A 20,778-nucleotide genomic window follows, 5' to 3' on the forward strand; every position below is an offset into this window, starting at 1 on the left:
GATTCCCTCTTTTTCAACTTTGAGTTAGCCGCCTAGGACCCCTGTTTTAAACAAAGCTTGGACACAAATCAATGAAAAAATACCTGCCAAAACATCATCAGCCATAATTCCACGCCCGCCGTGCAGCTTTTTATCTAACATTCTAATGGGTCCAGGTTTTGCTATATCGAAAAAACGAAACAAAACAAAGCCCACAATCAACGACTGCCAACTAATAGCAGCGCCAATCATAGTAATATAAAAGCCAACCACTTCATCCCAAACAATCGCAGGGTGGTCATGCACATTTACATCTCTAGCTGTTTTACCACATACCCAAATGCCAAATATCGTCATCAAAACGGCAAGGCTAACCTGAAACCAAACGGGCAATGTCATTGTGGCAAAAATAAACGGCAATGCTGCTAGTGTTCCAACTGTGCCAGGTGCTTTGGGCGCAAGGCCCGTACCAAACCCCAACGCAAACAATTGGTGTGGGCGTTTGAGATTGAATTTTAACGACTTATCCAAGCTCGCTCCTAATTAAAGTGTTCATAGCCAGCTTGCTCTGAGATAGAGTATTTCTCGCCATCTTTATAAAGTTCTACGGTGCCCGCTGTATTGGTGATCTGCCCAATACAAATTGCCTGGACGCCATACTGGACCAGCCTCGCTTCAACAGCACTTCTGTTGTTGTCATTGACAGTAAACAGAAGTTGGTAGTCATCACCATAAGACAAACTCAGCATTTCTCGAAGGTTTTCGTTATCTAGTGCGCGTAAATCGTCGGAAATCGGGACCTTGCTTACATCTACCTCAGCACCTACCATTGAACGGTCAACAATATGCTGGAGATCCGCGAGTAAGCCATCAGAGATATCGATACAAGAAGTGGCAAGGCCTCTTAATACCTGCCCTGCAGCAACATGAGGCTTTGGATAGTGCAATTTTTCGGTTACACGCTTTTCTTGGTCTGGATCTAATGCAATGCCACGCTTGCGAGATTCAATTGCCAAAGCAGCATCACCTACTGGGCCTGTAATATAAATCCAATCACCCACATTTGCGCCCGATCGTGTTAAGGCTTTACCTTTGGGCACGATACCTTTAGCACAAATAGTAATTGTCAGCGGACCTTGTGTTGTATCACCACCAATCAGCTGTACATTATAGTATTCAGCGATTTCGTGCAGACCCTCAGTAAACTCCTCAAGCCATGCCATATCAACTGCAGGCAGTGTTAAACCGATGGATATCCAAGTGGGTTCAGCACCCATGGCTGCCAAATCACTTAAGTTCACGGCTAGAACACGATGTCCTAACGCCCTTGCGGGAATATCGGGAAAGAAGTGCACACCTTCAACTAAGGTGTCTGTGGTAACTGCAAGTTGACAATTTTCAGGAATATCAACTACAGCACAATCATCACCAATTCCAACGGCAACATCACGGCGAGTTATGCCTCTGCCTTTGAAGTAATGATTAATTAACTCAAATTCCTTCATACATTAAAAAAGCCGGCCAACGCCGGCTCTCCTCATGATTCTGATTACTTGCGGATTTTCTTAACTGCTTTGTCCAACACGCCATTCACGAATTTATGGCTGTCTTCTGCACCAAATATTTTGGCCAGTTCAATCCCTTCGTTGATAGCCACTTTATATGGCACATCTTCACGGAACTTAAGCTCATACGCGCTTACGCGTAAAGTCGCTAATTCAACCATGTCTAAATCGTCAAATGGACGAGACAGGTGAGGCTGAATCGCTTCATCCAACTGTTTATGGTTTACTGCAACACCACGTGCTAAATCTTTGAAGTATTCCACATCGACTTTTGATACGTCGTTCTCAATTAGCATTTGCTGCTCAATATCAGCAATTGGGTTGCCACTTAACTGCCATGAGTAGACAGCTTGCAATGCAAGCACACGCGCTTTACGTCTAGCTGCTGGTTTCACTTAGATTCCTCTTAAATTTGCTCAAGTACGTTAACCATTTCTAGTGCACCAAGTGCAGCTTCGCCACCCTTGTTACCCATTTTAGTTCCCGCACGCTCAATAGCTTGCTCAATACTTTCTGTCGTCAATACACCAAAAGCAACTGGAATATCGTAGTCTAATGAAACGCATGCTAGTCCTTTATTTGATTCGTTAGCAACCAAATCAAAGTGTGGCGTACCGCCACGAATAATAACGCCTAGCGCGATAATAGCATCATGCTCTTTTTTCATTGCAACACGTTTAGCTGCAAGAGGTAACTCAACTGCACCTGGTACATAAACCACAGTGATGTCTTCATCTTTCACGCCACCTGTGCGCTTAAGCTCATCTACTGCACCTTCTAATAAGCTGCTGCCGATGAAATCGTTAAAACGAGAAATGACAATGGCAAATTTTTTACCTGGTGCGAACTTGTTACCTTCAATTATTTTCATTAGATGATTCCTGATCAGTATTAGCAATAGCCAAATTGACGCGCATAATAGCACATCTTAAAGAAAAACACCTACTGTCCAACCAGACAGTAGGTGTAAAAAGTGAAGAGCGAGACTATTTCGGCTCTACGTAATCGACAACTTCTAAGTGGAAGCCAGAAAGTGCATGATATTTCTTCGGCAAACTCATCAGACGCATTTTCTGAATGCCCAAATCTGCCAAAATTTGTGAACCTACACCAACTGTGCGAGATGTACCTTGAAACTTACGGTAGTTGATTTTCTCGCCTTGATCTTCAGCTGCAAAGGCTTTAACCAATTGCTCTAAGTCTTCAGTCTGTTCATTTTTACCAAGAATGACCAATGCGCCTTCATGCTCTGCGATGTATTCCATTGCACCATGTAAAGTCCAGCTGCGATCTGCACTTCTATCAGATAGGAGAATATCATTGAATGTGCTTTGTAAATGAACACGTACCAGTGTCGGCTCATCTTCTTTAACTTCACCTTTTAGCAACACGTAATGCAGCTGATTATCAATGGTATCTTTGTAGGTAACTAGGTCAAATTCACCGTACTCAGTTGGCAGCTTACACTGAGCCACTTTTTCGATTGTTGTTTCATTCAGGTTACGGTATTCGATTAAATCAGCAATGGTGCCAATTTTAATATCATGTTCTTTTGCAAACACTTCCAGCTCTGGACGCCTTGCCATAGTGCCGTCTGGGTTCAGAATTTCAACAATTACTGACGACGGTTCTAGTCCAGCCAAACGTGCTAAATCACAGCCCGCTTCGGTGTGCCCTGCACGAGTCAAAACACCACCAGGTTGCGCCATAATAGGGAAAATATGACCAGGCTGAACGATATCTTCTGGAACAGCGCCTTTAGCAACAGCCGCTTGCACTGTACGGGCTCTATCCGCAGCAGAAATACCTGTTGTCACCCCTTTAGCCGCTTCGATTGACATCGTAAAATTAGTAGAAAACTGCGCGCCGTTATTTCGCACCATAAGTGGCAGGTCGAGTTGTTGACATCTTTCTTGTGTCATCGTTAGGCAAATCAAACCTCGGCCATAGGTCGCCATAAAGTTAATCGCTTCAGGCGTAATATGTTCTGCCGCGATGATCAGGTCACCTTCATTTTCTCGATCTTCATCGTCCATCAAAATAACCATTTTACCGGCTTTAATGTCTTCGATGATTTCTTTTGCGCTGTTTAAGCTCATAGTTTTCCCATTAATTACTTTGTTTGAATGGCCAATTACTTAATAAAGCCAGCTTGTGCCAACAAACTGGTTGTGAGAGTCGATTCACTTGAAGTCGTTTGAGTACCTTGCATTAAGCGCTCCAAGTATCTAGCAATTTGATCAACTTCTAGATTCACCACAGTACCGACTTTAAAATCCGCTATTGTTGTTTCTTGTGCGGTATGTGGCACTATGGTGAGTTTAAATTTATTTCCTTCAACAGCATTGACTGTCAGGCTTATCCCGTCGATAGCAACAGAGCCTTTATAAGGAATATATTTTATCAGACTATCTGGCGCCGATAGCCAATAATCCGTGGCGCGAGCATTTTCTTCAACTGCCACAATGGTTGCAACGCCATCAACATGGCCAGATACTAAATGCCCGCCAAGACGCGAAATCGGCTGCAGTGCTTTTTCCAAATTGACCTTTTGTCCAACTTGATAATCGCCAAAACGTGTAAGCGACAAGGTTTCATTTGATACGTCCGCTTTAAAGCCATTACTGTATTTTTCAACTACGGTAAGGCAAACACCATTAGTGGCGATACTATCGCCGAGCGCCACATCAGTCATATCTAAATTGTGAGATTGCACTTTTACACTTAAATCACCTTGCTTCAAAGTAAGTTCAGTGAGTGTACCCGTTGCTTCAATGATACCTGTAAACATATGTACTCTTATTTAGTGGTCGCACTTATGCGAATGTCTGTGCCAACTTGGACACACTCTGTAATTTTAACTTCTGATATTTGGGACATCTCTGTTAAAACAGAACTGTTAAATAGGCCCCTGCCACCTTCACCGATAATTTTTGGCGCCATGTAAATGATATATTCATCAATGAGCTTTTGCTCGTGCATTGCACCGCATAAAGTTGCGCCGGCTTCCAGCCAGATTTGATTAATATTTTGCGTCGCCAAGTAGTCAATTGCAGCATGTAAATCTAGCTTACCTTCGGTTTCAGGTAAGCACACTTGCTCTACAAAATGAGGCCATTGATGCTGTTTATCAAGCTTGGTACGTAAAATAATAATTTTAGATTCTTGGCTAAATAAGCCTAGGTTAGGATGTAAGCGATTTTGCGTATCGATGATCACACGAATGGGTTGACGTAATTGCGCTAGGTTATCCACCAATTCAAAGTCTTTAAATTCACTGGCGCGCACATTGAGCTTGGCATCATCAACCAACACCGTGTCGGCACCAGACAAAATAGCACAGCTTTGCGCTCTATAGCTCTGTACATCTTGTCTTGCAATTGGACCAGTGATCCACTTACTTTTGCCATTTCGTAGCGCCGTTTTACCATCTAAACTTGCGGCGAGTTTTGCAATCACATAAGGCTTTCCAGTTTCCATCTTTTTGAGAAAGCCTTTATTTAAAGCCCGCGCCTCTTGCTCCAGCAAGCCAAATGCGGTTTCAATACCTGCTTGCTCTAACATTTTTATGCCATTGCCAGCCACTTGTGGATTTGGGTCAACCATGGCGCAAATCACTTTTTTCACGCCCGCATCAATTAACCCTTTAGCACAAGGCGGAGTTCGGCCATAGTGACTGCAAGGCTCTAGGGTTACATAAGCTGTAGCGCCATGCGTCTTCCCTTCTGCTTCTCTTAAAGCATGTACTTCAGCATGAGGACCACCTGCCTGAATATGAAAGCCTTGCCCTATTATTTTTTCGTTCTTAACAAGGACACAGCCAACATTTGGATTTGGCGTTGTGGTGTACTGACCCTGCTTAGCAAGTTCAATGGCCAGTGCCATATACTCATGATCAGCTTGTGTAAAATGCATCAGTCTCCCAACCTCGCGATTTCCTCACCAAACTCTTTGATGTCTTCAAAACTGCGATAAACTGAAGCAAAGCGAACGTAAGCGACTTTGTCGAGCTTTTTCAGAGCTTCCATAATGCATTCGCCGATCATTTTGCTGTTAACCTCTCTCTCTCCGGTTGCTCGGATCTGAGATTTGATTTGATGTACGACTTCTTCAATTTGCTCAGTGCTAACTGGGCGCTTTTCTAATGCGCGATGTAAACCATTTAGCAATTTATCTTCATTGAAAGGCTCCCGTGTACCATCTTGCTTAATCACTCGGGGCATTAATAATTCCGCGCCTTCAAACGTCGTAAAGCGCTCATGACAAACTATACATTCACGGCGGCGTCTTACTTGGTGCCCAGACGCCACCAAGCGCGAATCAATCACTTTAGTATCTTTTGCCGTACAAAAAGGACAATGCATAAATTCTCACTGTTGGGTAGTATTTTTAATGCGGCGTATAAATATGGTCAATCTCTGCTTAACAGGTGCCTTTGTTTAGCACACCGAACGCATAGATAATAAAAAGGCCGCATAAATGCGGCCTTTATAATATCAAAAATAACGCAAATTGTGACTCTAATTATGCGTAAACAGGTAATTTAGCACAGATGGCTTTTACCTTTTCTTTTACTTGTGCCTGTACTGATTCATCATCGATGTTATCTAATACATCACAGATCCAACCTGCCAATTCACCTGCTTCAGCTTCTTTAAAGCCACGACGTGTGATAGCCGGTGAACCAATACGAAGACCAGATGTCACAAATGGTGAGCGAGGGTCATTTGGTACAGAGTTTTTATTTACTGTAATGTTTGCACGGCCCAGTGCTGCATCAGCATCTTTACCTGTGATGTCTTTATCAATAAGGTCAAGCAGGAATAGGTGGTTATCTGTTTTACCAGAAACAACTTTATAACCACGCTCTTGTAGAACAGCGACCATCGCTTGTGCATTCTTAACAACTTGTGTTTGGTAAGTTTTGAATTCAGGCTCTAGTGCTTCTTTGAATGCAACCGCTTTTGCTGCGATCACGTGACATAAAGGACCACCTTGACCACCAGGGAATACTGCACTGTTTAGCTTTTTGTAAACATCTTCATCACCACATGCAGAAACAATCAAACCACCGCGAGGACCAGCCAATGTTTTGTGCGTTGTTGTAGTCACAACGTGTGCATGAGGTACTGGGTTAGGGTAAACACCAGCAGCTACAAGACCAGCAACGTGTGCCATGTCTACAAGTAAATATGCGCCAACTTTGTCTGCAATTTCACGGAATTTAGCCCAATCAACAATACCAGAGTAAGCAGAGAAACCACCAATGATCATTTTTGGTTTGTGCTCAAGTGCTAACGCTTCTACTTGTGCATAGTCAATTTCGCCAGTCTCTTCGTTTAGGCCATACTGGATTGCATTGTATGTTTTACCTGAGAAGTTTACATGAGAACCGTGCGTTAAGTGACCACCGTGAGCAAGGCTCATACCTAATACAGTGTCATGTGGCTGAAGTAGCGCTTGAAAAACAGCAGCATTTGCTTGAGAACCAGCGTGCGGCTGAACGTTTGCGTAGTCTGCACCAAATAGTTCACATGCGCGGTCAATTGCCAGCTGCTCCACCACATCTACGTGCTCACAACCGCCGTAATAACGCTTACCAGGGTAACCTTCTGCGTACTTATTTGTAAGTTGTGACCCTTGAGCCTCTAAAACACGCGGGCTACAGTAGTTTTCAGATGCGATTAGCTCAATGTGCTCTTCTTGACGAGTCGTTTCAGACTGGATCGCGTTAAATAATTCAGGGTCAAAATCTGCAATATTCATGTTACGTTCTAACATGGTTTCTCCTAGGTGCACGTATGATTAAATTTACCGAATGCAATTGTACGCAATTTACATCCAATTGCCTACGAAATCTGCGTGGCTCTATTTAAGCAAGGATTGAATTTATTTCACAGTGTTTCAGGGATGATATTTTTTTATTTAAATATAAAAAATATTTATGTGGATTAGCTCATTCATTAAAAAATAAAATGTGCATACATTCACCTTTTGTTGATTTATGTATGCACAGGCCAATGAAATACGTGCGGTTAAGACCCTAGTTTCTCAAACAAACGTGACTTAAGCACACCATAATCAGCGTGGATAACCTCTGCTAAGCATGGCTTAGCTAAAGCCTGTGCAAGCACTTGCGGCATATCAAGTTGTTGTTCTAACACATCTTCAACAGAGTCTTTAAATTTAGCCGGATGTGCTGTCGCCAAAAATATCCCCGTTTGATTATCGGATTTATTAATTTGCAAACCTTCATAAGCGATCGCGGTATGTGGTTCTGCAACATAGCCAAGCTTGTTGATGTGCTTCATCACTTCTTGAGTACGAGATTCATCCACCGAACATGAATAAAAATCATCTTTGCCAAATATTTCTGCATTAAGTATGCTTTCAACACGAGGCCAGTTATTAGGTTTACTCACATCCATTGCATTAGATAACGACTCTAAAGTCGCATTGGGAGACCAACTTCCTGTTTCAATATAACGCGGTACAGTGTCATTTTGATTTGTCGTCGCACTGAGTTTATTGACAGGCAGTCCAATCGCCGCGGCTATCATCGCAGCACACACATTACCGAAATTACCACTAGGGACAGAGATATGTAATTGCTGGCGTTGACGCTCAGGTAATTGTGCAACTGCTTCAAAGTAATAACACACTTGAGCTAACAAACGGCTAATATTGATTGAGTTTGCCGAATTTAGCCCGAGCTTAGACTTTACTTCCTCATCCAAAAAAGCCTGCTTTACTAGTGCTTGACAATCATCAAAGCTCCCTTCTACCGCATAGCAATGTATGTTTTTACCCAGCGTTGTGAATAGTTTTTGTTGTGCCAGCGAAATTTTGCCTTGCGGGTATAAAATTACGACGTCTACATTTTCTTTACCGTAAAATGCATGGGCAACCGCCGCGCCAGTATCTCCGCTGGTCGCTGTTAAAATTGTAACCCGCTCGCCTTGATTAAATAAGCCGATGCACTCAGACATAAAGCGCCCGCCGAAATCTTTAAAGGCTAGTGTCGGGCCATGAAATAGCTCTAAGCAATACGTATTCTTTTCAACCTCAACAATTGGCGCAGGAAAATTAAAGGCGCTATCCACCATTTCATCAAGCGTATCACTTGGTAGCTCATCACCGATAAGATGCTGTAAGATTTTACTACTGCGGGCTTTAAATGGCATCGCTAACAGCGCATCAACATCTTCCATTGCCACTAATTTCTCAGGAAAAAAAACGCCTTGATTACGCCCTAGGCCAATTTTCACCGCCTCTGTAAATGAAACCTGCTGCTCAGGATCCATAAGATTAACTAAATTCATTTTTAATTCCTTAAACCAATTCTCTGGTGCCCATACTGTCTATTTGACAGATGTGACTAAACCCTTGTTCGTTCAGATAGTGTGACTGCAGCCAATTTTGACACTTTTGCGCAATCTCTAATGAATCGCACAGCGCAAATAGTGTTGGTCCAGCGCCAGATATACTCACTACACTGGCGCCCAACTCCGGTAAGCTCAACTTTGCTTCCTTCAACCCTTCAATAAGTGGCGAACGACTTGGCTCTGCCACCTTGTCTTGCATAAGCGCAACAGCCTCATCAAATCGATTTAACTGCAACAAAGTACAAAATGAGGACATTCTTTGGGCAAACTCAACACTTTCACTTAATGTGAGCGTCGTAGGTAATACCGCCCTTGCTTTAAATGTATTTAATGCAAATCCAGGATATGCCACAACAATATACCAGTTCGGGTCGACAGGTAATGCCAGTGCTCTGTCTGGTATTAATTCCGCAGTAAGCTGCAACCCACCCAAATAACATGGCGTAATATTGTCATAATGACGTGCGCCACTCACTTTTGCCTCAAAGTCCGCCATTAGTTCAATCATTCGGGGTTGAGACAGCTCAGTGCCAGCAAACCCATTCAGTGCCGCAAAAGTTGCAACAACAGAACAAGCGCTCGAGCCTAAACCAGAACCAACTGGTAATTTTTTCTCAAGTGTCAAAGAGACACTTGGCATGTCAGATTTCACATGCGCTCTAAAATGGACCAAACATTGAAATGCCAAATTTTCTTTTGGATCTGTTGGGAGCTTATGCGCATACTCACCAATACACTCAAACCTATCGTCATGGGCTTGCTCAATATGAACAACGTCACCCAAAAGCTGCCCATCTATCGGCGCGAGTGACGCACCGAGAGAATCAAATCCGACACAGAAGTTTCCGATAGAAGCCGGTGCATAAAATTTTTTCATCGTGTACCCCTAGCGAGACAGTGTTTTTAAGATATCGGCAAAAACACCCGCAGCGGTGACTTCTGCGCCTGCACCGTACCCTCTAATAACAAAAGGCTTCGGCTGATAATACTGGCTTAAAATTGCCAACGCGTTTTCACCATCACGAATATCATATAGCGCATGTTCTGAATCGACCGCTTCAATGCCAACGCGACAAATACCCTCTTTTATGCTGCCAACATAACGTAACTTCTTCCCCTCACTCGCTGCACTTTGCACGCGATCTGCGAAAGCTGCGTCCAGTTCAGGCAATTGCGCCATAAAATCATCAACGCTAGTACCAGCCGCAAATTCCTCAGGCACAACGGGCTCAACTTCAATATCACTTAGTTCAAGTTCCAAGCCTGATTCACGTGCAATAATTAATAGCTTTCTAGCCACATCGGTACCAGATAAATCATCTCTTGGATCTGGTTCTGTGAAACCATTTCGCTTCGCTTGTGCAGTTGCTTCAGATAAGCTTAACCCATCTTCAATGGCACCGAACATATATGATAAAGAGCCAGATAAGATCCCACTAAAGGACAGTAGCTCATCCCCTGCGCCAAATAAAAGCTGTAAATTATCGAGTACCGGTAAGCCCGCACCGACGTTTGTTTCATATAAAAACTTGCGCCCTGATGACTGAGCAGCTTGTTGCAATGCTCGATAATAGGCCATGTCACCTGTATTGGCTTTTTTATTAGCTGCTACCACATGAAAGCCTGCTTTGAGAAAGTCTGCGTATTGATCTGCCAATCGTTCAGACGAGCTACAATCCACAATAACTGGGTTGATCAGATGATTGCGCTTTACAAATTGTTCAAGTTCATTGAGCTCGAAGCCTTTATTAGCCTGTTTTAATTCGTTTTCCCATTGATCAAAAACAACGCCTTCATAGCTCAGCAAGCATTGCCTTGAGTTTGCCACGCCGTATAGGTTTAATTTGATATTGCGATTTGCAAGCCAGGCTTGCTGTTTTTCTAGCTGCTTAATTAACTCTTTGCCCACTAAGCCGCAGCCAAGTAAAAAGACATCTATTGACGGAACATGAGTGAAAAAGTTTTCATGGCACACCTTCATCGCATCTTTGCATAAGTCACCCGGCACAACCGCAGATATTGCGCTCTCTGTAGAGTCTTGCGCAATGGCCACTACATTTACTTGAGCTTGCGACAAGGATGCAAAAAGCTTAGCCGCTAAGCCCTTATGTGACTTCATGTTGTCACCAACTAGGGTAACAATTGCAAGATCTTTGCGAACTTCAACAGGTTCGATTAAACCGGCTTGTGTTTCTAATTCAAATGCCGACTCTAAGGCGCTTAAAGCCAAAGATAAGTCGTGTTCATAAACACAAAAGCTAATGCTAAATTCACATGAAGATTGTGTGATTAGGACAATTGAAACGTTGTCGTTGGCAAGCGCACCAAATACCCTCGCAGCCATCCCCACTTTGCCTTTCATGCCTGGCCCTGAAACAGTCAACATAGCCAGCTTATCCAAACTTGATAAGGCCTTTACAGGTTCATCACCACCGCCTTGGGAAGAAATGAGCGAGCCGGGCACGTCTGGATCATGCGTATTTTTGATTTCACAAGGTACATTTGTTTTCGCACACGGTAAGATAGTTTTAGGGTGCAGCACTTTAGCACCAAAATAGGCGAGCTCCATGGCTTCTTTATAAGAGAGACGTTCAATTTTTGTCGCTTTTTTTATGAGTCTTGGATCTGCACTATACACACCGTCAACATCAGTCCATATCTGACAAATATCTGCATTTAAACTCGCTGCCATAACTGCTGCCGAGTAATCAGAACCATTTCGACCTAGGGTTGTTAACTCGCCTTCGACATTGCTGCCAGTAAAGCCTGCCATAACGAAGATGCCGTCATTCTTATCATTAATATGTTGGCGAACTTCAACTTTTGTTTTGTCTAAATCAACTTCTGAGTCAAGATACTCTAAGTTCGTTTTTATACATGCTACAGCATCTAACGCCTGAGCATTATGTGTTTTCAACATAGAGACCATCAAGGAAACGCTAATTCGCTCACCAAAGCTAATTACATATGCATTAACCGCCGCAGGGCACTGCTTAAGTAGCTTAACACCCTCCAACTTTTCACGAAGCTGCTCCAACTGAGGCCAACCTAGTACTTCACCATACTCAGATTCAACTTCCTGCTTCAAACCTTCGCTGCGCGCGACAAATGCATTCCACTGAGCTGTGTATTGTTCACCTTTTTCTGCGCTTTGTGCTAAAGACACTAAACTGTCGGTCATACCGCCAGGTGCTGATAAGACAACAACAGCCTTATCACCACCGTAATTTAGAATTAAAGATCTGACCCGCTTTAAACAAGCCATATCGGCAAGTGATGAGCCTCCGAATTTTAAAACTCGCATAATCAATTTTCCTCATTCCAAAACCAAAAAAGGCCTGTGCTCTCAGTGAGCACAGGCCTTTTTCAAATATGCACGGACCTATGCCACTATCCAGTGTGGATGGTGGTCGTAATAATAATTGTCACGTTACATAAAATTGGGTTCATGGTTGTTTGTTAACCTAACTAAAATTTGTTTATAAAATGTCTACGTGATTTAGATTGCCCGATTTACAGTCAACCTGTCAAGACGATAAATGAAAATTAAATATGCAAAATGTTCAAGATACGTACAGGAAAGTGAAAAGCTTATCTAACGGATACCATATTCATTGAGTAAAGAAAGTAATTGTTCTGGCTTTACTGGCTTTTCGAGAAATTTAAGTGCGCCCAATTGAGCAACTCTCACTTTCATCTGATCCTGAATATCTGCAGATATAACCACAACATAAGTTTCTATTTTGTTCGCTTTAATCGCTTCAAGGACACCAATGCCGTCAAGGATCGGCATAGTTAAGTCTAAACACAGCAAATCTATTTGCAAATTTTGCAATATTTCAACAGCCTCTTGGCCGTTTTTTGCCTGACGGATCTCAACATCAAGGTTGGAGCTCAAGCATCGCATAACTTGCTTACGTGCAACAGTAGAGTCGTCACACACTAACACGGAGTAGCTCATAAGAAGGTAAATCTTTATTGTTCTAGTAACAAATAAACGTTATTGTTGTCTTAATCTTATAACACAATAATCAACATCCAGTAAGTTTTTTATATACTCTTATATGTTGTAAAGATAGCAAGATAAACATTTATTTTTAGCCATTTATTGGCTAACTTTAAGTTTAATACGTGTGCTATAACATGGTCTTCAGGAGCTAAGAACTCTCCATGCTACAGAAAAGTCTGTCCAAAAAACTACTAACAAACGTTCTGTCAGTTTACTTTCTACTAACGTTCGTCGTCACTTGTGGACAAGTGGTTGCAGAATATGTCAATACCAAAGACTACATTCGTAACGAACTGACTATGTTACAGAAAACATTCAGCCGTAGCCTTACTCGTGCGATTTGGGAATTAAACACAAAGCAAACGGTCACCACAGCAGAGGGCCTGCTTGCGATCCCCATGATTGAAGGGATCATAGTGCGTGATGACAGTGGTGAAATCATCTCTCAACTTGGCCGCTCTTTGAACATCCATGAGCTCTACAGTCAGCAACTCGTGCAAGAAGAGGCATTAATTGAAGATACCCCTTCAGGACTGTTTGGTTACACCTTTCCACTCATTTTCGAATTCTCTGGCCGTGCCACACAAGTCGGCGACGTCACACTATTTTCAAGCCGGGAAGTGGTCTTTAGCCGGATCATGATCTCTATCTATTTCTTGATAGGGAATGCCATGGTCAAAACAACCTTCTTAATCATTCTATTTTTGTTGGCATTTAGAAAACTGCTCACCGAGCCGCTGACAGATTTGACTGAGCAAATTGAAGATTTTGAAGTGGATAATGTGGATGGCCACAAGATTGACATCGATACCACAGAGCGAAATGAGCTCAAAGTCATGGAAGAGGCATTCAACAAGCTCATAGATAAAGTGGCTGAATATCGAAAACAATTGGACCAAACCCAAAAAGAGCTCATCATTAGCAATGAAAAGTTAGATCAACATAATATTCAACTTGAACAAGAAGTAGCGAGGAAAACCTCAAATCTTAGCCAAGCAATGATGGACCTGCAACAGCAAAAATATGAATTAGAAAAACAAAAGCTGACGTTAACCGAAGAAATTGATCTCAGACGTCAAACAGAAGAAGAGCTACTGACTAAGCAAAATGAATTGGAAAAATATGTCGAAGAACTTAATATGGCCCAAGAACGTTTAGTTGGCTCCGAAAAAATGGCAGCACTAGGCGGGCTCGTTGCAGGTATAACACATGACATTAATACACCAGTTGGTATTGGCGTAACCGCAACTTCTTTCTTGCAAGAACGTTTAGATCAACTAGAGACCGCTTACAAAGAAAAAACACTGTCGCCCAAAGCGTTAGAAGAATTTATGCATGAAGCGAAACAAAGTGCGAGCTTACTCACCAACAACTTAGCACGCGCTTCTGAGCTGGTGGCTAGCTTCAAACAAATTGCCGTCGACCAAGCAAGTGAGGCCGTTCGAACCATTAATTTTCAGCAATATTTAGAGGAAGTGCTGCGTTCATTGCATCCCAAGCTGAAAAAAACAGCACACGAAGTGAACATAGACTGCCCTGCTGATCTTACTCTCAACTTACCTGCGGGTGCTATCAGCCAAATATTTACCAACCTGATAATGAACTCTTTGATCCATGGTTTTGAAGGCGTCAATAAAGGCACCATAGATATTCAGATCACAGACGACAACGATGATGTCAAAATCGTTTACAAAGACAATGGTAAAGGCGTATCAGCTGCACAACTAGAAAAGCTGTTTGACCCGTTCTTCACCACCAAACGAGATCAAGGCGGTAGCGGTTTGGGAACGCACATCACATTCAACCTTGTGAAGCAAACTCTCAATGGCGATATTGAAGTCAGTTCCGAGGAAGGTCAAGGGCTTACATACCACATACGTTTTCCGAAAGAAATGAAAGCACAACAAGCTATGTTTAGCTAACCTCACGCTCTGGGGCATGAATAAATCATTTTATTCATGCCCCACTAACCAACCACTTTGCAAAATAACCAGCACAATAATTTTCGTTTTGCCCAGCCCAATAGGTTTGCTATGATGCAAGTCGATTTTTAACTTGGATATTTGAATATATGTGGTTCAGCAACCTAATCTGTTACCGTTTTAAACAAGATGTTTCGTACACACAAGAAGACTTTGAAAAAGCACTAGAGCAAGACATATTTCGCGCTTGTGGTAGCCAAGATATGAGCACCTTTGGTTGGGTAAACGCATTAGGGAAACACGGTCAAACCCTGTCTCACTTTTCACAAAATAGCATTCTTTTATGCGCTAAACGCGAAGAAAAAGTACTACCCGCTGCCGTTATTAATGACATGGTTGCAGAAAAAGTAGAGCAAATTGAGCGCGAAGAAAACCGCCCAGTTAAGAAAAAAGAAAAAGACGAGCTCAAAGAAAATATCTTAGCAACATTGCTCCCGCAAGCATTTAAAAAGTCGAGCTTACAATTTGCTTTTATCGATCAAGAAAGCGGTTGGGTGATTGTAAATAGCGCGAGCTTTAACAAAGCCGAAGAGATGATGGCCTTGTTGCGTAAATCGCTGGGTACCTTGCCTATTGTGCCAGCATTTGCAAACTACGACCTAGATGTCTTTTTAACTGACTGGTTGACTAAATTTGAGGCACCTGAAGGGTTTGCCATTGGCAATGACGCTGAATTGCAAGATGCTGCCGATGAAGGCGCACAGGTTAAACTAAAACAACATGACCTAGCTAGCGACGAAATTAAGCTTCACTTAGAAAATGGTAAGCGTGTTACCAAGCTTGCATTAGATTGGAAAGAGCGTGTTCAATTCCTCTTACAAAACGATGGCTCAATCAAACGTGTTAGCTACAACGATGCACTCAAAGAGCAAAACGCTGATATTCCAAAAGAAGACTTGGCAATCAAACTAGACGCTGACTTTATCCTCGTTTCTGAAGAGATCAAAGAGTTGCTCGAAGACCTCACCAAAGAGCTTGGTGAAAAAGACGACCTATAATAGACAAAAGGGCCAACTGGCCCTTTTTACTTTAATTAATCCATCTTAGGAAAACATCGACTTCACATCCGTTAGCAAGTCTAAATACGCGTCATCTGTAAACATATCAATAGAGCGAAGCACACCTTTTTCTTCATAGACCCCAAGTGCAGCAGCTTTATCTGACACTTGTAAAATACCCTCTACAATGGCCCCTGCACGAATAAAATCAACATAACAAACATGCTCCGGCTTATAATTCGGATTCGCCCAACTTTCTGCCACTTCAACAAAATCATCAGTAAAGCCCCACTCTCGCATAATCGCTCCGCCAATACGCCCAGCTAACTTTTGGATTGCATGCGCTAAGAAGCTGGGATTGGCAAACACTTCTGGGTGCTTTTCTGCCTCAGTTAAAATTGGCAAAACCCCAATGTTAAACACCAAAGATGCCAGCGTAATGGTATCTTTATTCAGTGAAGTATGCTTGTTTAAACGCAGATAAAACTCCATGGTAGAAATGGCCTGACAGGCAACTTTTAACGTTTTTTGCCATGCCTTGTCCATGTAGGTTTTGATTAACTTATTGTTAGAAACAAACAACTGCTCCATCGCCATCGCCGTTGCAATGTTTTTAATTTGCCGCAAGCCGATTCGGGTCACAGCCTGATTGAGCGTATTAACTTTAATAGAGCGCCCCATAAAGCCACTGTTTGCGACCTTAATCATACGTGCAGCCAATGCCGGATCATGAGAAATGACATCCGCCATTTGCAACAAGTTTACTTCAGGGTCGTCGGCAGCCTGACGGACTCGAACAGCAACTTCGGGGAGTGTAGGTAAGACAAGTGTGTCATTATTGATTTTATCGACAAGAATGGTAAGTAATGCGTTTTCTGTAGACATATGGTCAAGTCCTTTAAATTCGCCACTTAACTATGGCCTTATAATTTTTACTGCTTTAAGTATTGTCTAACTTCTCGATAAAGTTAAGAAAAGTATAAAAATTATTCTTAGCATTTAGGCGCGAATAAATACTTCGTTTTAACTGTTTGCTCAATTGCTATTTTTTAAGCATCATAGATGCCTCACAATCATAATAACTAAAATCTCAAGGGTAAATGATGAAACTTTCTAAACTATCCAGTGCTATTTTGGTCGCCTCAGGCCTGATAGTAAGCGCATGCTCTCAACAACCATCAGAAAAAGCAGATGCTAAGCAAGCAGAAACGCAATCCTCTGCAACACATTCATTAATAAATATTGATCAGCAGCGACTCAATATTTATACCGAGGTCACCTTAACAAGTGATTTGAGTCACCTTAATGACAACCAAAAAAAGATGATTTCACTGCTCATTGATGCATCTAAAATAATGGATGATTTATTTTGGAAACAAGCTTTCGGTCAAAATAAATCCGCATTCCTAGCGGGCATCGAGGATGACAAAATACGCCAATTTGCCGACATTAATTATGGCCCTTGGGACCGCTTAGATGGCGACAAAGTATTTCTGAGCGGGTTTGAAGAAAAAACACCTGGCGCACAGTTTTACCCAAGTGACATGACTAAAGCAGAGTTAAACCAAGCTGAATTTAAAGACAAGCAAGGTCTTTACTCCATGGTAAAAAGAGATGAGCAAGGAAACCTATATTCCGTACCCTACGCCACTGAATATCGAGCTGAGCTAGAACACGCTGCAAACCTGCTCAGACAAGCAAGCTCATTAGCTGTAGATAAGCAATTTTCTAACTACTTAAACCTGCGCGCAGATGCCTTATTAAATAACAGCTATCAACCTTCTGATTTTGCATGGATGGAGATGAAAAATAATCCCATTGATGTTGTCATCGGCCCTATTGAAACATACGAAGACCAACTATTTGGCTATCGCAGTGCATTTGAGTCTTATGTATTAATTAAGGACTTAGCATGGAGTGAGCGTCTAGCTAAATTTGCGGCCTTTTTACCAGAACTTCAAACAGGTTTACCAGTTGCGCAGAAATACAAGCAAGAAGTACCGGGCTCTGATGCAGATCTCAACGCCTATGATGTAGTGTACTATGCAGGTCACTCAAACGCAGGCAGTAAAACAATTGCCATCAATCTCCCTAATGATGAGCAGGTACAACTAGAAAAGGGTACCCGTCGACTTCAGCTAAAAAATGCAATGCGTGCTAAATTTGATAAAATTTTAGTCCCTATCGCTGATGAACTGATTGTGCCAGAACAGCGCAAGCACATTACCTTTAACGCATTTTTCGCCAACACCATGTTTCATGAAGTTGCCCATGGCCTAGGTATTAAAAATACCATTACAGGTAAGGGCACTGTTCGACAGTCACTACAAGAGCACGCCAGTGCAATCGAAGAAGGTAAAGCCGATATTTTAGGTTTATATATGGTTGAACAGCTTTTGAGAAAAGGCGAAATTACTGAAGGCACATTGGAAGATTACTATGTCACCTTTATGGCTGGCATATTCCGCTCAGTGCGCTTTGGTGCATCCAGTGCTCACGGTAAAGCCAATATGATCCGCTTTAACTTCTTTAAACAAGAGGGCGCGTTTTCTAAAAATACACAAGGCCTTTATCAGGTAGATATGAATAAAATGGGCGCTGCCATGGAGAAATTATCAAACTTGATCCTCACATTACAAGGAGAAGGTGATTACCACAAAGTCGACCAGCTCATTGCAACCCACGGTGATATAAAAGCTGAGCTGCAAGCTGACTTAGATAAGCTGGCAAATGCGAATATCCCAGTAGATGTGACATTTAAACAAGGTAAAGCAGTATTGGGCCTTTAACCATTAAAGGCGCTACAGTGCGAGCGCCTTTTTCAATTCTGTGAGCTGCTCATCCGTATACGGTATTGCAGGATGCAGACCCCATACTGGTTTTGGCCATGCCACATCATGCGTAAAACGCGCGATATGATGTACATGTAATTGCGGCACCATATTACCAAGAGCGGCGACATTGAGCTTTTCAGGCGTAAAAACTGCCATTAACAACTCACTCAACTGCTTTGACTCCTGCCAAAACTGCTGTTGTTGCTGCTCATTTAAATCAATGATCTCACGCGCGCCATCAACTTTAGGGACCAGAATAAACCAAGGGTATTGGCTATCATTCATTAAAAGCACCGTACTTAAAGGCCACTGCGCTAATTCAATACAATCTCTTTGTAATTCTGGGGCAAGTTCAAATGCCATTTTTTCTACTCCGATAAAAAAGCAGATAACGAGTATCTGCTTTAGGGTAATTTTACTTAGTTAGAGCACATAATACTCTATCAATGCTTACAGGCAATAACGTGCAAACAAACTGCTCACAGTTGCAGCCGTTGGCTTACCATGCTGCCAATCGCCGCCTTCAACACCACTACCTGCAATGTCCATATGAACGTAAGGTAAAGGTAGTTCAGAGTCACAACCATGTTTATCCAAGCCACCTACAATCGCCAAAAATGCCATAGGGAACTGGTGACCACGTGCTGTCACAGCTGATGGCGCATTGTTACTTGAAAGCACATCATCCGCCAACGTGCGAGGCTGAACAAAATCGTAATCTTCACGACGACTGCGAGATACCTCTGCACAATCAGCCCAAATATCCCCTTGATCTGCAATTTGGCGTGAAACCGCATTAGCGCGTGCCGGACCGTTTTCAACAAACGCACTGTATGGACCCATAGCGCGCGCTGCATGACCTGTCAACGTTGCTACAGTGAACAGCTCAGGGTTAACCTCTGATTTAGCTAAATCTTTCATTTCACTTAGCAGATCGCCCATCGCTAAACGCCCTTCAGCGTCGGTATTTCCGATACGAACACGCACGCCTTCGCGAGTTTCAATGATCTCATCTGGCACAAAACAATCAGAGCCAATTGAATTTCGCACAACCGCCAAGTAAGCAATCACTTTCACGCCTTTTGGCTGATACTCTGCTACTGATTTCATAAAGCCTGCAACAGATGCTGCACCACCTTTATCGCGGCTCATGCCTGCCATAAAACCACCTACTTTCAGATCTGCACCACCCGTGTCATAAACAAGGCCTTTACCGACAAACATCAATGTGCGTTCAATATCGCCTTCAGGTACATATTCCATCTTAACTACGCGTGGGTGATGACGCTCAACGGCATACGATGCACGCGCCACAGTGCCAAGCATAGGGTAGTCTTTGTCAATGGCATTAATGTCTGAGATCACCTCAACTTTGACTGAGGTGTTTTCAAACAATGAAACACAATAGTCAGCAAAGCGCGGCGGTGCCATGCGCTCTGGTTCAGTACCACATAAATCACGTGCCGCATACTGACCCGCTGCGATCGCATTGATCTGAGCACACATAGCGTCATCGGCATCAACCAAGAAAACCTGCTCAACTGGCTCAATATGCTCACCGCGATACTCACGCGCTTCTAGTGGTTGCCACAATGTTTGACAAGCACCTAAAAAAGCAACTTGTAACGCATTTTTATAACGTTCGTCACTGGGGACGCCCGCTAACACGATCACTGGTTTCACAGCACCTGACGCTTTTGCTTGAGCAATGGCAGCTTGGCCCGCGGCAAAAAAGCGACGCACATCATCATAATCACGGTTAAGTGGACCTGTTGGTGCAATGATTAAACGCTGCCCTGGCACTTGAGGTGCTAACAAAACATTCGCTTGAGTGGCCAAACGCGCATCAACGGCTAAATACGGTGCGGCTATGTCATTAAGTTGCTGATCGCCTAAGTCGTTTACATCAGATGTGATAACGATCACTGCATCGGCATCGCTTTGCTGCCAGTTAGAAGCTGGCAATGAGAGAGGAAAAGACATAAAAATGGCCCTTGTTCTTGTAATTTAAGGGCCAATTATCGGT

19 protein-coding genes are annotated in these 20,778 nt (G+C 42.8%); 3 read left to right on the forward strand and 16 right to left on the reverse strand.

Annotated elements, in window-relative coordinates:
- Positions 1 to 24: 24 nt before the first annotated feature.
- The 13 genes from L1077_RS12515 to L1077_RS12575 all read right to left on the reverse strand — a co-directional run bounded on the left by L1077_RS12515 (position 25) and on the right by L1077_RS12575 (position 12,890).
- Positions 25 to 510: a phosphatidylglycerophosphatase A family protein gene (locus tag L1077_RS12515; protein ID WP_237137149.1), complete on the reverse strand. Its 486-nt coding sequence runs from the start codon at positions 508 to 510 to the stop codon at positions 25 to 27.
- 8 nt (positions 511 to 518) lie between these two features.
- Positions 519 to 1,484: a thiamine-phosphate kinase gene (gene thiL, locus L1077_RS12520; protein WP_237137150.1), complete on the reverse strand. Its 966-nt coding sequence runs from the start codon at positions 1,482 to 1,484 to the stop codon at positions 519 to 521.
- A gap of 44 nt (positions 1,485 to 1,528) precedes the next feature.
- The gene (nusB, locus tag L1077_RS12525; RefSeq protein WP_023398524.1) at positions 1,529 to 1,939 is read right to left on the reverse strand and encodes a transcription antitermination factor NusB; all 411 of its coding nucleotides are present in this window, start codon (positions 1,937 to 1,939) and stop codon (positions 1,529 to 1,531) included.
- Between the two features lie 11 nt (positions 1,940 to 1,950).
- Positions 1,951 to 2,415: a 6,7-dimethyl-8-ribityllumazine synthase gene (gene ribH, locus L1077_RS12530; RefSeq protein ID WP_039611622.1), complete on the reverse strand. Its 465-nt coding sequence runs from the start codon at positions 2,413 to 2,415 to the stop codon at positions 1,951 to 1,953.
- Between the two features lie 115 nt (positions 2,416 to 2,530).
- Positions 2,531 to 3,643, reverse strand: a complete 1,113-nt coding sequence (gene ribBA, locus L1077_RS12535; protein ID WP_063361859.1) for a bifunctional 3,4-dihydroxy-2-butanone-4-phosphate synthase/GTP cyclohydrolase II — start codon at positions 3,641 to 3,643, stop codon at positions 2,531 to 2,533.
- Between the two features lie 35 nt (positions 3,644 to 3,678).
- Positions 3,679 to 4,335 carry a riboflavin synthase gene (locus L1077_RS12540; RefSeq protein WP_237137151.1) on the reverse strand — a complete coding sequence of 219 codons (657 nt, stop codon included), beginning with the start codon at positions 4,333 to 4,335 and terminating at the stop codon, positions 3,679 to 3,681.
- An 8-nt stretch (positions 4,336 to 4,343) separates the two neighbouring features.
- Complete coding sequence (gene ribD, locus L1077_RS12545) at positions 4,344 to 5,459, reverse strand: bifunctional diaminohydroxyphosphoribosylaminopyrimidine deaminase/5-amino-6-(5-phosphoribosylamino)uracil reductase RibD (protein WP_237137152.1); 1,116 nt, start codon at positions 5,457 to 5,459, stop codon at positions 4,344 to 4,346.
- Positions 5,459 to 5,908, reverse strand: coding sequence for a transcriptional regulator NrdR (gene nrdR, locus L1077_RS12550; RefSeq protein WP_023398519.1), 450 nt, complete (start codon positions 5,906 to 5,908; stop codon positions 5,459 to 5,461). The genes ribD and nrdR overlap by 1 nt, the downstream gene beginning before the upstream one ends.
- A gap of 160 nt (positions 5,909 to 6,068) precedes the next feature.
- Positions 6,069 to 7,325: a serine hydroxymethyltransferase gene (gene glyA / locus L1077_RS12555; protein ID WP_237137153.1), complete on the reverse strand. Its 1,257-nt coding sequence runs from the start codon at positions 7,323 to 7,325 to the stop codon at positions 6,069 to 6,071.
- Between the two features lie 254 nt (positions 7,326 to 7,579).
- On the reverse strand, positions 7,580 to 8,866 hold the full coding sequence (gene thrC / locus L1077_RS12560) for a threonine synthase (protein WP_237137154.1): 1,287 nt from the start codon (positions 8,864 to 8,866) through the stop codon (positions 7,580 to 7,582).
- A gap of 10 nt (positions 8,867 to 8,876) precedes the next feature.
- Positions 8,877 to 9,806, reverse strand: coding sequence for a homoserine kinase (thrB, locus tag L1077_RS12565; protein ID WP_237137155.1), 930 nt, complete (start codon positions 9,804 to 9,806; stop codon positions 8,877 to 8,879).
- Between the two features lie 9 nt (positions 9,807 to 9,815).
- A complete protein-coding gene (gene thrA, locus L1077_RS12570) occupies positions 9,816 to 12,233 on the reverse strand; it encodes a bifunctional aspartate kinase/homoserine dehydrogenase I (RefSeq protein WP_237137156.1) in 2,418 nt (805 codons plus the stop codon).
- 291 nt (positions 12,234 to 12,524) lie between these two features.
- Positions 12,525 to 12,890 carry a response regulator gene (locus L1077_RS12575; protein WP_237137157.1) on the reverse strand — a complete coding sequence of 122 codons (366 nt, stop codon included), beginning with the start codon at positions 12,888 to 12,890 and terminating at the stop codon, positions 12,525 to 12,527.
- Between the two features lie 209 nt (positions 12,891 to 13,099).
- Between L1077_RS12575 and L1077_RS12580 the strand changes: the two genes are divergently transcribed.
- Both L1077_RS12580 and rdgC read left to right on the forward strand, forming a co-directional pair.
- Entirely contained in the window at positions 13,100 to 14,860 is a 1,761-nt protein-coding gene (locus tag L1077_RS12580; protein ID WP_237137158.1) for a sensor histidine kinase, read from the forward strand.
- A gap of 149 nt (positions 14,861 to 15,009) precedes the next feature.
- Complete coding sequence (gene rdgC, locus L1077_RS12585) at positions 15,010 to 15,918, forward strand: recombination-associated protein RdgC (protein WP_237137159.1); 909 nt, start codon at positions 15,010 to 15,012, stop codon at positions 15,916 to 15,918.
- A 45-nt stretch (positions 15,919 to 15,963) separates the two neighbouring features.
- Here the strand turns inward: rdgC and L1077_RS12590 are convergent, their stop codons facing one another.
- Positions 15,964 to 16,803 (reverse strand): HDOD domain-containing protein, encoded by an 840-nt coding sequence (locus L1077_RS12590; protein ID WP_237137160.1) that lies wholly within the window; start codon positions 16,801 to 16,803, stop codon positions 15,964 to 15,966.
- A 218-nt stretch (positions 16,804 to 17,021) separates the two neighbouring features.
- On the opposite strand from L1077_RS12590, the gene L1077_RS12595 reads away from it, so the two are divergent.
- Entirely contained in the window at positions 17,022 to 18,707 is a 1,686-nt protein-coding gene (locus L1077_RS12595; protein WP_237137198.1) for a dipeptidyl-peptidase 3 family protein, read from the forward strand.
- A gap of 12 nt (positions 18,708 to 18,719) precedes the next feature.
- Here the strand turns inward: L1077_RS12595 and L1077_RS12600 are convergent, their stop codons facing one another.
- Positions 18,720 to 19,115 carry an HIT domain-containing protein gene (locus L1077_RS12600; RefSeq protein ID WP_237137161.1) on the reverse strand — a complete coding sequence of 132 codons (396 nt, stop codon included), beginning with the start codon at positions 19,113 to 19,115 and terminating at the stop codon, positions 18,720 to 18,722.
- An 87-nt stretch (positions 19,116 to 19,202) separates the two neighbouring features.
- A complete protein-coding gene (locus L1077_RS12605; RefSeq protein ID WP_237137162.1) occupies positions 19,203 to 20,735 on the reverse strand; it encodes a leucyl aminopeptidase family protein in 1,533 nt (510 codons plus the stop codon).
- Positions 20,736 to 20,778 lie beyond the last annotated feature (43 nt).

The organism is Pseudoalteromonas luteoviolacea, assembly GCF_021654285.1.
GTDB classification, from domain to species: Bacteria; Pseudomonadota; Gammaproteobacteria; order Enterobacterales; family Alteromonadaceae; genus Pseudoalteromonas; species Pseudoalteromonas luteoviolacea_J.

What these genes read in the sequence shown, in the direction of transcription:
- thiL (WP_237137150.1), bottom strand. Translation starts at nt 1,484, where the DNA reads ATGAAGGAATTTGAGTTAATTAATCATTACTTCAAAGGCAGAGGCATA.
- ribH (WP_039611622.1), bottom strand. Translation starts at nt 2,415, where the DNA reads ATGAAAATAATTGAAGGTAACAAGTTCGCACCAGGTAAAAAATTTGCC.
- ribBA (WP_063361859.1), bottom strand. Translation starts at nt 3,643, where the DNA reads ATGAGCTTAAACAGCGCAAAAGAAATCATCGAAGACATTAAAGCCGGT.
- L1077_RS12540 (WP_237137151.1), bottom strand. Translation starts at nt 4,335, where the DNA reads ATGTTTACAGGTATCATTGAAGCAACGGGTACACTCACTGAACTTACT.
- ribD (WP_237137152.1), bottom strand. Translation starts at nt 5,459, where the DNA reads ATGCATTTTACACAAGCTGATCATGAGTATATGGCACTGGCCATTGAA.
- nrdR (WP_023398519.1), bottom strand. Translation starts at nt 5,908, where the DNA reads ATGCATTGTCCTTTTTGTACGGCAAAAGATACTAAAGTGATTGATTCG.
- glyA (WP_237137153.1), bottom strand. Translation starts at nt 7,325, where the DNA reads ATGTTAGAACGTAACATGAATATTGCAGATTTTGACCCTGAATTATTT.
- thrC (WP_237137154.1), bottom strand. Translation starts at nt 8,866, where the DNA reads ATGAATTTAGTTAATCTTATGGATCCTGAGCAGCAGGTTTCATTTACA.
- thrB (WP_237137155.1), bottom strand. Translation starts at nt 9,806, where the DNA reads ATGAAAAAATTTTATGCACCGGCTTCTATCGGAAACTTCTGTGTCGGA.
- thrA (WP_237137156.1), bottom strand. Translation starts at nt 12,233, where the DNA reads ATGCGAGTTTTAAAATTCGGAGGCTCATCACTTGCCGATATGGCTTGT.
- L1077_RS12575 (WP_237137157.1), bottom strand. Translation starts at nt 12,890, where the DNA reads ATGAGCTACTCCGTGTTAGTGTGTGACGACTCTACTGTTGCACGTAAG.
- L1077_RS12580 (WP_237137158.1), top strand. Translation starts at nt 13,100, where the DNA reads ATGCTACAGAAAAGTCTGTCCAAAAAACTACTAACAAACGTTCTGTCA.
- rdgC (WP_237137159.1), top strand. Translation starts at nt 15,010, where the DNA reads ATGTGGTTCAGCAACCTAATCTGTTACCGTTTTAAACAAGATGTTTCG.
- L1077_RS12590 (WP_237137160.1), bottom strand. Translation starts at nt 16,803, where the DNA reads ATGTCTACAGAAAACGCATTACTTACCATTCTTGTCGATAAAATCAAT.
- L1077_RS12595 (WP_237137198.1), top strand. Translation starts at nt 17,022, where the DNA reads ATGAAACTTTCTAAACTATCCAGTGCTATTTTGGTCGCCTCAGGCCTG.
- L1077_RS12600 (WP_237137161.1), bottom strand. Translation starts at nt 19,115, where the DNA reads ATGGCATTTGAACTTGCCCCAGAATTACAAAGAGATTGTATTGAATTA.
- L1077_RS12605 (WP_237137162.1), bottom strand. Translation starts at nt 20,735, where the DNA reads ATGTCTTTTCCTCTCTCATTGCCAGCTTCTAACTGGCAGCAAAGCGAT.